This window comes from Actinomadura sp. CNU-125 (genome assembly GCF_001942465.1).
Lineage (GTDB): Bacteria > Actinomycetota > Actinomycetes > Streptosporangiales > Streptosporangiaceae > Spirillospora.
In genome coordinates this window covers 1-12277 of sequence record NZ_MKJY01000149.1, presented here as the reverse complement: position 1 = coordinate 12277, position 12277 = coordinate 1, and the positions used below count along the sequence as shown (strand labels likewise).

Here is a 12277-nt window from a genome sequence, read left to right as displayed (position 1 = left end):
CCGGCCGCCCCGGCCGTCCCGGCGGCGCGCGCCTACCCGTACCCGCCGCCCGCCGTCCCGGGCTTCACGCCCGGCATGGCGCCGCCCGCCGGGACGGCCCCGCCCCCGGGGACGGTCCCGCCCGGCGGGATGCCCCCTGGCGGGATGCCCCCGGGCGGGTTCCACGCTCCCTCGAACGGCGGCGGCAAGCGGGCCGCGATCAGCGTCGTCTCCGTGATCGCCGCGATCGCCGTGCTCCTCGGCGGCAAGGCGATCTCCGGGGCCGTCCGCAAGGAGATGCGCGGCGGTTCGTCGAGTGCGGCCGGCGACACCGACGTCACCGTCCCGGACGCCTCCACCGGCGGCCCGTCGACGACGGCCTCGGCACCGGCGTCCGCACCGGCGTCCGCACCGCCGCGCCCCGCGGTCGTGACGAAGCTCCCCGACTACTGCAAGGGCCTGCGCTCGTCGCTCCCGGCCAAGGTCAGGGGCATCAAGGTCGACACCGTCACGAGCGACTCCGACCGCAGGTCCTGCCAGTGGGAGCGGCTCGGCAGCAGCAACGGCCGCAACCTGGACGTCGTCGTGAGCACCAACGTCCTCGGCAGCCCGGAAGGCGCCGTCGAGGAGGCTCGGGAAGCCTTCCAGGACGGCTGGGAGCACGCCGCCGACCCCGAGTTCCGCAAGGGACGGGAGAAGCTGACCGGCCTCGGCGACGAGGCGTTCGCCAGCCACCAGGTCAGCCCGATCGTCTCCGGCCCCTCCGAGGCCACCGCGAAGACGTACTGGCTCGGCGGGGCGGAGGTGTTCGTCCGCAAGGGCAACGTCACGATCGAGGTCACCTGGACGGCCGCCGACGGCTACCGCACCAGCGGCAAGCTCGTGCAGGGCACGAACCTCCCCTACGCGACGGCGAAGAAACAAGCCGTCGGGATAGCGACCAAGATCCTGGCCACCCTCCGCTAAAGGGACGAACCTCCCGACCCCGACACTGCATCCACCAATTGGTTGATGCCCGCCTCCACCGAACGCATCGACGGCCTGAACGCGCGGACGATTCCCCGGCCCCGCGTCGCGCGGAACGCTGAAGTCATGGCGATCATCGAGGTGAACGACCTCGTCAAGCGCTACGGGGAGCACACCGCAGTGGACGGGGTGGGCTTCGCCGTCGAGCAGGGCGAGATCTTCGGAATTCTGGGCCCGAACGGCGCGGGCAAGACAACGACCGTCGAATGCGTCGAGGGGCTGCGCACCCCGGACGGCGGGACCGTCCGGGTCTGCGGCATCGACCCACAGCAGAGCGGCACCGACCTGCGGCACCTGCTCGGCGCGCAACTGCAGGAAAGCGAACTGCCCGACAAACTCAAAGTCGGCGAGGCGATGGAGCTCTACAGCTCCTTCTACCGCGACCCCGTCGACTGGCGGGAACTCCTGCGCACCCTGAACCTCATCGAGAAACAGAACACGCAGTTCCGGCGGCTGTCCGGCGGGCAGAAGCAGCGGCTGTCGATCGCGCTCGCGCTCATCGGCGATCCGAAGGTGGCCGTCCTGGACGAGCTGACCACCGGCCTCGACCCGCAGGCGCGCCGCGACACGTGGGACCTCATCGAGGACGTCCGCGACCGGGGCGTCACGATCCTGCTGGTCACGCACTTCATGGAGGAGGCCGAGCGGCTCTGCGACCGGCTCGCCGTGATCGACGCCGGACGGGTCGTCGCCGTCGACACCCCGGCCGGGCTCGTCGCGCGGATCGACGACCGGCAGCGGGTGCGGTTCCGGCCGTCCGCCCCGCTGGACCACGCCGTCCTGACCGCGCTGCCCGAGGTCACGTCGGTCGAGCGGGCCGGGAGCCGGCTCGTCGTGACCGGCACCGGCGACCTGCTGCTCGCCGTGACGACCGTGCTCGCCCGGCACCGCGTGACCGCCGCCGACCTGCGCGTCGAGCAGGCGTCGCTGGACGACGCGTTCGTCACGCTCACCGGCCGCCCCTTCGACGCCTGAGGAGACGACGATGACCCCGTTCGCCCGGCTTGCGGCCACCGAAACGAAACTGTTCTTCCGGGAACCGGTGGCCGTGTTCTTCACGCTCGGTTTCCCGCCGCTCCTGCTCGTCGTCTTCGGCCTGGTCCCGTCGTTCCGGGAGCCGCAGGAAGACCTCGGCGGCCTGCGGACCATCGACCTTTACGCGCCCATCGTCGTCGCACTGGGCATCGCGATGTTCGCGATGACCACCCTGCCCCAGCAGTTCACCGCCTACCGCGAGAAAGGCGTGCTGCGGCGAATGCGGACGACGCCGATCAAGCCCGCGGCGATGCTCGGGGCCCAACTGCTGATATCCACGGTCCTGTCCGTGTGCACGATGCTGGTCGTGCTGGCCGTCGCCCGGCTGGCGTTCGACGTGGGCCTCCCGCAGCAACGTCCCGCCTATCTCCTGGCGTATCTGCTGAGCGCGGTGGCGATGTTCTCGGTCGGGCTGCTCGTCGCCGCGCTGGCGCCGACGAGCAAGAGCGCCGGGGCGGGCGGGATGCTGCTGTTCTTCCCGATCCTGTTCTTCGCGGGCCTGTGGGTGCCGCGCGAGGCGATGAACGACGTCCTGCGGACGATCAGCGACTTCACCCCGCTCGGCGCCGGCGTGCAATCATTGCAGGACGCCTCGGCGGGCGACTGGCCGCGGCTCCTGCACATCGCCGTCATGCTGGGGTGGACGATGGCGGCCGGCGGGCCGGCCGCACGGTACTTCCGCTGGGAGTAGGTCGTGAGCATCGAGGCCGAGCTACGCGAGGAGTTCGACCGGTGGGAACACCGGGAGAGGAACGTCGTCGGCGCCCTCCCCTATCCCCTTCTCGCAGCAAGCACCGTCATCACGCTGCTGCAGCCGCTGTGGGACGTTGCGGTGCGGGGCCCGTTGGTGCTCGGCCTCTCCGTCGCGACCGCGCTCTGGGTCCTCTGGTTTTACCGGCTGACTTCGAAAACCGAGGAAAAGGGCCGACAGAACGGCCTGTACTACTCGGGGCTGATGCTGCTGGGAGCGGGCCTTGTAACGCTCGCGCCCTGGTACGGCATTTTCATGTTCGTCGGCTACCTCCACGCTTTCGTGTGCCTGAAAGGCGGCTGGCGATACGTGGGCGTCGCGACCACGGCGTTCATCTCGTCCACGGCGTACGTGGGCGGCGTGGCCAACATCGTGGACGGCGAGTGGGGCACGTGGTCGGTCATCTGCCTGGTCACCATGGGACTGGCCGGAACATTCTTCCGGTTCGCCGATATGGACCACCGGCGCAACGACAACCAGAAGCGGGCGCTCGCCGAACTGCACAAGGCCAACCGCAAACTGGAGGCCGCGCTGGAGGAGAACGCGGGCCTGCACGCCCAACTGCTCGTCCAGGCCCGGGAGGCGGGGGTGCTGGACGAGCGGCAGCGGATGGCCCGGGAGATCCACGACACCCTCGCCCAGGGCCTCGCCGGGGTCCTCGCCCAGCTCCAGGCCGCCGAACAGCGGCTGGACGAACCGGCGACGCTGCGGCGGCACGTGACGACCGCGATGAACCTCACCCGCGAGAGCCTCACCGAGGCCCGCCGGACCGTCCACGCGGTGGAACCGGCGGTGCTCGCCGAGGCCCGCCTCCCCGACGCGATCGGCGACGTCACCGCGCGCTGGGCGGAGGCGAACCGCGTCGACGCGGTGCTGACCACCACCGGCGACGCCCGTCCGATGCACGCCGACGTCGAGGTGGCCCTCCTGCGGACGGCGCAGGAGGCGCTCGCCAACGTGGCCAAGCACGCGAACGCGGGCCGCGTCGGCCTGACCCTCTCCTACATGGAGGACCTGGTGACCCTCGACGTGCGGGACGACGGGGTCGGGTTCGACCCCGCCAGACGCGCCGCCGGGTCGGCGAACGGCGGCTTCGGGCTCGCGGGCATGCGGCAGCGCGTCCAGCGGCTCTCCGGCCGCCTCGACATCGAGTCCGAACCGGGCGGCGGCACGGCGATCTCGGCGACCGTCCCGGCCATCCCCGCCGGAGGTGCGGAGTGATCTCGCTGCTCATCGTCGACGACCACCCGGTCGTCCGGGACGGCCTGCGCGGCATGTTCGGCGCCGACGCCCGCTTCGACGTGCTCGGCGAGGCCGCCGACGGCGCCGAGGCGATCGCCGCCGCGCAACGCCTCGAACCCGACGTGATCCTCATGGACCTGCGGATGCCGGGGACCGACGGCGTCACCGCGATCAACGAACTCGCCGAGCGCGGCGTCCCGTCCCGTGTCCTGGTGCTCACCACGTACGACACGGACGGCGACGTCCTGCTCGCCATCGAGGCCGGCGCGACCGGCTACCTGCTGAAGGACGCGCCGCGCGAGGAGCTGTTCCGCGCGGTGGAGGCGGCCGCGCGGGGCGAGGCGGCGCTCTCCCCCACGGTCGCGACCCGCCTCATGGGGAAGATGCGCCGACCCGCCCCGCAGCCCCTCTCGCAGCGCGAGCTGGACGTCCTCGAACTGATCGCCCGCGGCTCGACGAACCGCGAGGCGGCACGCCAGTTGTTCATCAGCGAGGCCACGGTCAAGACCCACCTGCTGCACGCCTACGCCAAGCTCGGCGTCAACGACCGCGCCGCCGCCGTGGCCACCGCGATCTCCCGCGGCTACCTCACTCCCGAAGCCTGACCCCAACACCGCCCCCGGAGGACCGATCGTTGACGACGCCGTCCACGCGCTATTAATGTAGCGCTACATACGTAGCGAACGGAGGACGTTCATGCACGACGTCGTCATCGTGGGAGCCGGACCGGCCGGGCTGATGACCGCCTGCGAACTCGCCCAGGCCGGGGTCTCCTGCACGATCCTGGACAAGCGCGACACCGACTCCAACGTCACCCGGGCCTTCGGCCTGCACGCGCGGGCCCTGGAACTGCTGGACGCCAGGGGCATGGCGGACGACCTGGTCGCGCAGGGCAACCCGCTCCGGACCGTGTACCCGGCCTACGCCTCACGCGTGGACTTCGGACGCCTCGACACGCGGTACCCGATGCTGCTGATCGTCCCCCAGAACGGCACCGAGAAGGTCCTCCGGCGGCGCGCCGCCGACCTGGACGTGCCGATCCGCCGCGGCGCCGAGGTCGTCGGCCTGACGCAGGACGCCGAGTCCGTCCGCCTGACGCTCGCGGACGGAACGGGGCTGAGCGCCCGGTACGTCATCGGGGCCGACGGCGCGCACAGCACCGTCCGCGACCTGATGAACGTCGGTTTCACCGGCGAGACCTACAGCCTGCCCATGCTGCTGGCGGACGTCCGCATCCCCGGCTCCGAGACGCCACCCATCACGCAGGTCGGCACGCAAGGCGTGGTCGTGACCCTCCCGTTCGGCGACGGCTGGTTCCGGGTCGGCGCGTGGCTGCGCGCGGAGCGGCCGGACGCGGAGTTCGCCCACATCCGCCAGGCGTTCCGGGACATCGCGGGCACCGACCACGGCATGAGCGAGCCGCGCTGGTTCTCGCGCTTCACCGCGGAACGCCGGCAGGCCCGCGACTACCGGTCGGGGCGCGTCTTCCTCGTCGGGGACGCCGCCCACGTGAACTCCCCCATCGGCGGCCAGGGCATGAACACCGGCATCCAGGACGCCTTCAACCTGGGCTGGAAGCTCGCCGCCGAACTCCGCGGCCGCGCCCCGTCCCGGCTGCTCGACACCTACCATGCCGAGCGCCACCCCGTCGGCACCGCCGTCCTGGCCATGACCGACCACCTCACCGGGCTGGTGCTGAGCGGCTCCCGGCTGCGCCTGGAGATCAACCGGCGCGTCATGGCGACGCTGCTGCACACCGGCCCCGGACGCCGCCGCATCCTCGGCACCCTGTCCGGCCTGGAGTTCGCCTACCCGCCCACCGGGCCGGACGACCACCCGCTGACCGGCCGCCGCGCCCCCGACGGCCCGACCGACGCGGGCCGCCTGTACGAGGTGCTGCGCGCGGGCACGTTCGTCCTGCTTTCGGGGGAAGGCGCGCCCGCCGCCCGGCGCGACCACGTCCGGTCCGCGCGGCCGCTGCGGGGCACCGGGCCGGACGCGACACTGGTCCGCCCGGACGGCTACGTGGCCTGGGCCGGTGATCGCGACGGCGTCGAGGCCGCTCTGGTGAAATGGTGCGGTCCGGCCGACCACGACGATCCCGAGGGGCAGCGTGCCACCGCCTAACCCGCAGCGCCGCGATCACCTGATGGACGCGGCCGTCGCCGTCCTGGCCGAGCAGGGGTCCCGCGGGCTGACCCACCGGGCCGTCGACGCCGCCGCGGACGTGCCGCCCGGGACGACGTCGCGCTACTTCCGCACCCGCGGCGCACTGCTCGACGGAGTCGTCGAGCGGCTCACCCACCGGCTCAAGGCGCACATCGACGCCCACCCCGTGCACCCGGTCTCCCCCGCCGAACTGGAGGACGTGCTGGTCGCCGTCCTAACCGGCATGCTGACCGACGGCCGCCACGACCCGATCGCCCTGTTCGAGCTGCACCTCGAAAGCACCCGCGACGCCGACCTGCGGCGGACGCTCACCGGGGCGCTCCGCGACCGCGCCGACCTCCTCGTCCGGCACTGCGGCGCCGCCGGGCTCGGGATCGGCCACGACGAGGCCATGCTCCTGGAGATGAGCGTGCTGGGCATCGTGTTCACCGCCCTGACCACCGGCGTCCCCGAGTCCCCTGTCCTGCCGATCCGCACCGCCGTCCGGGCCCTCCTGGCCCGCCACCGCGCCCCGTCCTGAAGCACCGGGAACCGTCGCGCCCGGCGGCGCGTCGGTCGGGACACCGTTCATTTCGCGTGGAGGAGCCCCCATGGACGAAGACGAGCCGGACAACGACGTCCCGTTCCTGGGCGTCCTGCTCGACGGATACCCGGACGATCCGCCCGAGGACGTCCTCCTCGGCTGCGCCGACGGGCTGGGGAATGCTCCAACGTGGCCGGACTGCGGCGGCTGGATCATGGTCCTGTTCGCGGTCCGGTTCTATCCGCCGCACAACGTGATCGGCTCGCGCGCCGTGCTGGAGCGCCTGATCGAGGCCCTGGCGACCTGCCGTCCGAACCTCACCTGGCCGGACGGAGGCTGCGGACACGACGAGCATCCGCCGGACGACGAGGACGGCACGGAGCTCGCGAGTTTCGGCGCGCTGATGACCAACGCGGAAGGGCGGGCGTACTACAACAGGGAACGCACCGACGACATCGGCTCTTTCTACGACGAATGGACGCTGGAGCAGCGAATCTGCCCCGCCCACCTGGCCCACATGGCCGACACCACCCTCGACATGTTCCGCGAGACCCTGAAAACCCAGTTCGCCCCGCTGGACCTGGCCCATCTCGACGGCGTCTTTCTCCGCCCCGACGGACGCGTCGACCCGCCTCGCCTGCTCGACGCGGTCGTCGCGCGCGAACCCGCGGCGGACCACGCGGGAGTATGGGCCGCACGCCGCTGGGAAACCGGTGCCGGGGCGCCCGACGATCGTGCCCTCCTCCTCGGCGCGCTGTTCCACGCCGTCCGGTCGAACGTCCGGGGAATGCACTGGAACGCCTACGACGAGGTGCGCAGAGCGCTCCGAACCGTCGCCCCCTTCGACGGATCCTGCCCGCACCATGAACACCCGCCCGCGACCGACCCGCGAAATCACCTCGACGCGTTGAAGGCGCTCTACGAACCCGGCGAATCGTCTTTCACGCGAGGGCAATGGGAATGCCCGAAGCACACGGCACAACTGGCCGCAACGACGCTCCGGCGCCTCGCCGGTTGGAACGAGACCTACACCTACGACCCGTGATCAAGCACTCGCGAACGTCCGGACCGTGGCGATGACCGAGAGACGGTCGCCGTTGCCGGAGTCGCGCACCTCGACCCGTCCGAGCCCCTGGTCGAGCCCCGCGGACGCGACGGCGGGCCCGACCCGCACCGCCTGCAAGTAGCGCAGGCCGAGCGAGCACACGGTGCCGCCTTGCGCCACCGACAGCACCGCCTCCTCGGCGACCAGTGCGAGGAGCCCGCCGTGGACGGTGTTCGACGAGTTGAGCCCGTCCACGGACCGCTCCAGCACGGCCGTCCCGGGTTCCCCCCGCCGGCACCCGGCCCGCTCGGCGAGCGGGACCGCCAACCGCCGCCGCGGCGGGTCGCCGATGCTGAGCCGTTCGGGAAGCCGGACCGCCGGATCGGGCGCGAGCATGAACGACGCCCCCGCGACCGCGAGCGGCTCCCCTTCCGCGGAGACGAACTCGACCTCGGCGACGAAGATCGACCGTCCGGCCTTGACGACCCTCGCGACCGCCCGCACCTCCCCGTCCCCCGGCGCGGGCGCATGCAGGTGGACGTCCAGTTCGATGGTGACCGGCACCCGGGGATTCATGACGCGAGCGGCGAGCAGCCCGGCGAGGTTGTCGGCCCACGCCGCGAGCACGGACGTCCGCAGCCGCGCCGTCCCCGGCACGTGCATGTGCGGCGTGACCACGGCCGTACCGTGCAGTTCCTCGCCGACCTCCACGATCGCGAGCCCCAACTCGCTGAGGATGTGCCCCCGACTCCCCCGCCCGACCCCAACGCTCACGCCCCCACCCACGCAACCCTCCACCGCAAGCACGTTTACATATACGAGAACGATATTCTCACAAGCACAAACCACGCCCCTCATCAGGGCACCACCAGCACGCCGCACCCCCGAACGCCCCCGGTCCGTCGAGGCCCTCCCCGTTGATCTGCGGCGTGTTGCCCTTATGGACGCCCGGATAAGGGCAACACGCCGCAGATCAAGAACGCGGGCGACCTTGGCGGACACCGCACCAGGCCAAGATCAGCGAGGACGCTCGACGCTCAGAGCTCCTTGAGCACCTCGGCCAGGCGCCGAAACTCACCACGCGCGATCAACAACTTGCCCCCGTCCGGATCCTTGCTGTCACGCACAGCAACAAGGCCGGAGACGGACGCCAATTCCACGCAGGCGCCACCGTTTTCGCCACTGACTCTCGCTTTTCGCCAAACTGCACTACTCAGGTCCATCTTTCCTCAATCACCTTCCTCATAAATTCCCGCGACATATTTGCCGGGAGCGCTTTGCTTCCAAGCACGCGAATCGCGTGGCCCAAACCCGATAGATCGTGTTCGTCGTCAGTCGTAATGCCTCGTACCGTCGTCTCAAGGTACGCCACCTCACTCCGGTCACGCATGGTGGCGACGATGAACGCCCCACCGGTTCCAGCGGGCACACCGTCATCGTTCATGACGACTTGCAGAGTGATGTGCGGTCGCTCGCTCGCCATCACGAGGTACTCCAACTGCTCCTTCATCGTGGCGCGCGAGTGCACGAGATGAGTCAGCACGTTCACGCCGATGAAGACCACCAAGGTGGTCGGGGCGGGCACCTCTCTGGTGAGGATGTCTTGACGGGCCAACCGCGCGGCGACGGCCTCGTCCGTCTTCAGGAAAGCACGGGCGTAACGCTCGGTCTGGAGCAGGCCGGGAACGACGGTGTGCTCCCACCAGACCAGAACCTCGGCTTCGGCCTCCACTTCCGGCCAGTCGAACCATGACGGAACACCGAGCACACCGTCTTCTCTGAGGTCGTCGTAGAGGGTAAGGAGCACACCACCGGCCTTGAACTCAGGGTCCATGGCCTCGACAAGGTCCCTTTTGCATCGCTTTTTACCGCTCTCGATCTGCGAGATGTAGGAGGCGGTGACGCCGAGTCGGTGCGCTACGCGCGACTGACTCAACCCGGCGCGTTCCCGGTAGCGCTTGAACTGGCGCCCGAAGGCCGCGAGCGCGGGCGACGAAACTGCACGTCGACGGGGGGTTGTCATGACAGCGGACCCCTTAACTCATTCTAACTGCCTATAACAACGGCCAGAAGATCAACATCGGGATGTTCCGTCTTCCCGAAGGTTAACACTTACTCAGCGTCGATGGGTGGCCTACTGAGAGACACATCAGCCCACGATGCAGAAGGATCTTCCGATGTCAGCTGTGGCTTTGGCGCCTGAGACGCCGACGCTCGTCCTCGCACCGACCGACCGGGCGCCCGCCGAGGCGCGTCGGTTCCTCGTCGAACAATTCCGGGCCCTCGATATCGCCGACGACTTCGCCGGGCGGCTCGTGGTTACGGAGTTGGTTACGAACGTCTACAAACACGTGCGTATCGGGCACATCGTCGTTCGGATCTTCCCCGACGAGCCGAAGAACTTCGTTTATGTGGAGGTGTGGGACGAGGGGACAGTACTCCCCGTCGTCCGTCCGGAGGACCACGGCGCGACGAGCGGACGCGGGCTGCCGCTGATCATCGAACTCGTGCAGGAATGGGGCGTCCGTCCGCTCTACGAGACCGGCAAGGTCGTGTGGGTGCGTTGGGCGCTGTGACCGTCCGGGCGGAGTGCGTCGTGCTGGGCTGGCGGACGCGGCGGGGACGGTCCACGGACGTCCATTACCTCGACGTGCTCGCCGACGGGCTCAGCCCCAGGGGATACGCCTGCACTCGCGGGGATCGTCCGCCGGTGCTGTGGGTCGTCGCGAGCGGGCCGCGCGGTCACGTCCGGGCGGCGATCGGTGTCCGCGCCACCCCGCGCGGAACCTGGGGATACCACGAGGCCGGGCGGTACCTCTGTCCCTGCGGTGACGCCGACGGGGCCACCGAACTGGTGGACCGCATCCTCAAGCACCGCATGTTCCCCGCGACTTGGTAGGCCGCCGGGCCCGTCCGTCAGCAGGCCGTCCCCTCATCTTCCTGGAGAACACCATGACCAACCCACCCCACGATGCCCTCGTCCAACCGGACCTCGACCTCGACCGGGCCCTGGCCGAACTGCGACGGGCGTTCCCCGGCATCTGCATCTGGTTCGGGGAGTTCAGCGGATCGCTGTGGGCCTTACTTCCCGACCGGCTGGTCGAGGCGAGGAACGCCGACGGTCTGGCCCGTCGGCTTCGCGCGGCCCTCGGCCCGCCGTCCGTCCCTGCATCGCCGACGCGAAGGCCGGACGGCACGTGGTGCGCACCCCGTCGCGGAAACATTCGGCCGCCTCGGGGACGCGGGCGGAAGCCGTTCCTCGCGCACCTTTTCGCGGCGCTCGTGCCGCGCACCGGACGCCGCGTCCAGTGAGGGGCTACCTGGCCATCAGCGAGCGGGAGAAGGCTTCGCGCACGACGTGCGTGATGGCGGTTCGTGCGGCGCCGGAGACCTTGCTCAGGTCGAGCGAACTTCCCGTGGCCAGGTGCCGGTCATAGGGCACCGACACGACGGGCAGTCCCCATGCCGTCAGCATTTCGTGGGCCCGGTGCAGGTCGGCGCCGACCTGCGGCGCGTGCGACACCATCGCGATGACGGTGCGGGGAAGAATGTCCTGCTGGTTGTTCGCGGCGAACCATTCCAGCGCGCCGCGCGCGCTCAGCGCGCCGTCCACGGTTCCGGGCGTCACCAGGACGAGCGCGTGCGACGTGGCGATCATCCCGCGGTTGACTTCGGTGAGATTCCCGCGCCGCAGTCGACGACCGTCGCGGACACGTAGCGGCTCACCTTGCTGAGCGCGTTCTGGAAAGTCTCCAGGGAGAACTCGCCCGCGATTCGTCCGGCCCGCGTGGACGACAGCACGTACAGGCCCTCTTGCGTGCGCGTCAGGAACTGCGCGGCTTCCTCGAACGTCTGCGGGTTCTGGCCGGCCAGGTCGAACAGGGAAAGCTGCGAATGGACGCCCAGTCGCAGCGGCAGCGAGCCCAGTTCGGCGTCGGCGTCGGCGGCGAGCACCCGGTCGCCGCGGTGCCGGGCCAGTTCGGTGGCGAAGAGCGCCGCCATCGTCGTCTTGCCCGCGCCGCCGCGGACGCTGGCGATGGCGAGCTGCCGCGAGCTCGGCACCGACCGCTGCATCAGGTCGGCGAAGGCGGCCTGCTCCCGGGCCTCCCGCGCGCCGCCCCCGACGGCCTTCTTGACACCGCGCCCCATCCGGCGGGCCAGCGGGTCACCGTGCTGGTTCCGGCGGACGAGCTGGTCGACGGGGATCGGCGGCCCGTTCCCCGGCTGGTTCGGCTGCGGACCGGGCGGCTGCGGCATCGGCGGGGCGGCGGCGTCCGCACCGTGGTCCGTCCGGTCGCCCGACGAGGACGAGGACGCCGCGTCCAGGACCGGGTTGACGGCCGCCGCCCAGTCGAAGTCGGAGTGGACGAGCGGCGGCGCCTGTTCGGGGGCGGCCGCGAGCTGCGGCTGCTGCGCGCCGCCTGCTCGGCGGCCAGCTGCGCCGCGGCCTGCGCGCCGCGCTGCTCGGCGGCCGGGTCGGGTTGCGCGGCCACGGGCTGCTGGAAGC

General features: G+C 70.8%; 15 protein-coding genes and 1 pseudogene. 11 read left to right on the top strand and 5 right to left on the bottom strand.

The window, feature by feature from the left end; translation table 11 throughout:
* The 8 genes from BJF79_RS55545 to BJF79_RS18720 all read left to right on the top strand — a co-directional run.
* Nucleotides 1-945, top strand: a 945-nt coding sequence (locus BJF79_RS55545; protein ID WP_262402247.1) for a hypothetical protein, incomplete at its 5' end; no start/stop codon positions are given.
* Nucleotides 946-1071: 126 nt separating this feature from the next.
* Nucleotides 1072-1980, top strand: a complete 909-nt coding sequence (locus BJF79_RS18750; protein WP_075899169.1) for an ABC transporter ATP-binding protein — start codon at nucleotides 1072-1074, stop codon at nucleotides 1978-1980.
* Between the two features lie 10 nt (nucleotides 1981-1990).
* The gene (locus BJF79_RS18745) at nucleotides 1991-2731 is read left to right on the top strand and encodes an ABC transporter permease (RefSeq protein ID WP_075899165.1); all 741 of its coding nucleotides are present in this window, start codon (nucleotides 1991-1993) and stop codon (nucleotides 2729-2731) included.
* A gap of 3 nt (nucleotides 2732-2734) precedes the next feature.
* Entirely contained in the window at nucleotides 2735-4012 is a 1278-nt protein-coding gene (locus BJF79_RS18740; RefSeq protein ID WP_075899163.1) for a sensor histidine kinase, read from the top strand.
* Nucleotides 4009-4638: a response regulator gene (locus tag BJF79_RS18735; protein WP_075899161.1), complete on the top strand. Its 630-nt coding sequence runs from the start codon at nucleotides 4009-4011 to the stop codon at nucleotides 4636-4638. Before BJF79_RS18740 ends, BJF79_RS18735 begins: the two co-directional genes overlap by 4 nt.
* 91 nt (nucleotides 4639-4729) lie before the next feature.
* Nucleotides 4730-6160, top strand: a complete 1431-nt coding sequence (locus BJF79_RS18730) for an FAD-dependent oxidoreductase (protein ID WP_075899159.1) — start codon at nucleotides 4730-4732, stop codon at nucleotides 6158-6160.
* Entirely contained in the window at nucleotides 6147-6722 is a 576-nt protein-coding gene (locus BJF79_RS18725; protein ID WP_262402246.1) for a TetR/AcrR family transcriptional regulator, read from the top strand. Before BJF79_RS18730 ends, BJF79_RS18725 begins: the two co-directional genes overlap by 14 nt.
* A 70-nt stretch (nucleotides 6723-6792) precedes the next feature.
* Nucleotides 6793-7770 (top strand): hypothetical protein, encoded by a 978-nt coding sequence (locus tag BJF79_RS18720; protein WP_075899155.1) that lies wholly within the window; start codon nucleotides 6793-6795, stop codon nucleotides 7768-7770.
* Here the strand turns inward: BJF79_RS18720 and BJF79_RS18715 are convergent, their stop codons facing one another.
* The 3 genes from BJF79_RS18715 to BJF79_RS18705 form a co-directional block, all read right to left on the bottom strand.
* Complete coding sequence (locus tag BJF79_RS18715; protein WP_075899153.1) at nucleotides 7771-8544, bottom strand: PaaI family thioesterase; 774 nt, start codon at nucleotides 8542-8544, stop codon at nucleotides 7771-7773. It lies immediately after the preceding gene.
* Nucleotides 8545-8807: 263 nt separating this feature from the next.
* Entirely contained in the window at nucleotides 8808-8993 is a 186-nt protein-coding gene (locus BJF79_RS18710; protein WP_075899151.1) for a DUF397 domain-containing protein, read from the bottom strand.
* Nucleotides 8984-9793 (bottom strand): helix-turn-helix domain-containing protein, encoded by an 810-nt coding sequence (locus BJF79_RS18705; protein WP_075899149.1) that lies wholly within the window; start codon nucleotides 9791-9793, stop codon nucleotides 8984-8986. Before BJF79_RS18705 ends, BJF79_RS18710 begins: the two co-directional genes overlap by 10 nt.
* A 154-nt stretch (nucleotides 9794-9947) precedes the next feature.
* Here BJF79_RS18705 and BJF79_RS18700 point away from each other — a divergent pair, with 154 nt between their 5' ends.
* The 3 genes from BJF79_RS18700 to BJF79_RS18690 are packed head-to-tail and all read left to right on the top strand — an operon-like array spanning nucleotide 9948 to nucleotide 11082.
* Complete coding sequence (locus BJF79_RS18700; RefSeq protein WP_262402245.1) at nucleotides 9948-10346, top strand: ATP-binding protein; 399 nt, start codon at nucleotides 9948-9950, stop codon at nucleotides 10344-10346.
* On the top strand, nucleotides 10334-10669 hold the full coding sequence (locus BJF79_RS18695) for a hypothetical protein (protein ID WP_143220028.1): 336 nt from the start codon (nucleotides 10334-10336) through the stop codon (nucleotides 10667-10669). Before BJF79_RS18700 ends, BJF79_RS18695 begins: the two co-directional genes overlap by 13 nt.
* A gap of 53 nt (nucleotides 10670-10722) precedes the next feature.
* Nucleotides 10723-11082 carry a hypothetical protein gene (locus BJF79_RS18690; protein ID WP_075899143.1) on the top strand — a complete coding sequence of 120 codons (360 nt, stop codon included), beginning with the start codon at nucleotides 10723-10725 and terminating at the stop codon, nucleotides 11080-11082.
* 4 nt (nucleotides 11083-11086) lie between these two features.
* On the opposite strand, the gene BJF79_RS60660 is transcribed toward BJF79_RS18690, so the two are convergent.
* Together BJF79_RS60660 and BJF79_RS51135 are read right to left on the bottom strand one after the other, a co-directional pair.
* Nucleotides 11087-11428, bottom strand: coding sequence for a hypothetical protein (locus tag BJF79_RS60660; RefSeq protein WP_075899141.1), 342 nt, complete (start codon nucleotides 11426-11428; stop codon nucleotides 11087-11089).
* Nucleotides 11425-12277, bottom strand: a pseudogene (locus tag BJF79_RS51135) (AAA family ATPase); the annotation flags it as partial. The pseudogene BJF79_RS51135 and the gene BJF79_RS60660, both read right to left, overlap by 4 nt.

Excerpts from the sequence above, each read along its gene's own strand:
- BJF79_RS18750 (WP_075899169.1), top strand. The coding sequence starts at position 1,072 with ATGGCGATCATCGAGGTGAACGACCTCGTCAAGCGCTACGGGGAGCAC.
- BJF79_RS18745 (WP_075899165.1), top strand. The coding sequence starts at position 1,991 with ATGACCCCGTTCGCCCGGCTTGCGGCCACCGAAACGAAACTGTTCTTC.
- BJF79_RS18730 (WP_075899159.1), top strand. The coding sequence starts at position 4,730 with ATGCACGACGTCGTCATCGTGGGAGCCGGACCGGCCGGGCTGATGACC.
- BJF79_RS18720 (WP_075899155.1), top strand. The coding sequence starts at position 6,793 with ATGGACGAAGACGAGCCGGACAACGACGTCCCGTTCCTGGGCGTCCTG.
- BJF79_RS18710 (WP_075899151.1), bottom strand. The coding sequence starts at position 8,993 with ATGGACCTGAGTAGTGCAGTTTGGCGAAAAGCGAGAGTCAGTGGCGAA.
- BJF79_RS18705 (WP_075899149.1), bottom strand. The coding sequence starts at position 9,793 with ATGACAACCCCCCGTCGACGTGCAGTTTCGTCGCCCGCGCTCGCGGCC.
- BJF79_RS18700 (WP_262402245.1), top strand. The coding sequence starts at position 9,948 with ATGTCAGCTGTGGCTTTGGCGCCTGAGACGCCGACGCTCGTCCTCGCA.
- BJF79_RS18690 (WP_075899143.1), top strand. The coding sequence starts at position 10,723 with ATGACCAACCCACCCCACGATGCCCTCGTCCAACCGGACCTCGACCTC.
- BJF79_RS60660 (WP_075899141.1), bottom strand. The coding sequence starts at position 11,428 with ATGATCGCCACGTCGCACGCGCTCGTCCTGGTGACGCCCGGAACCGTG.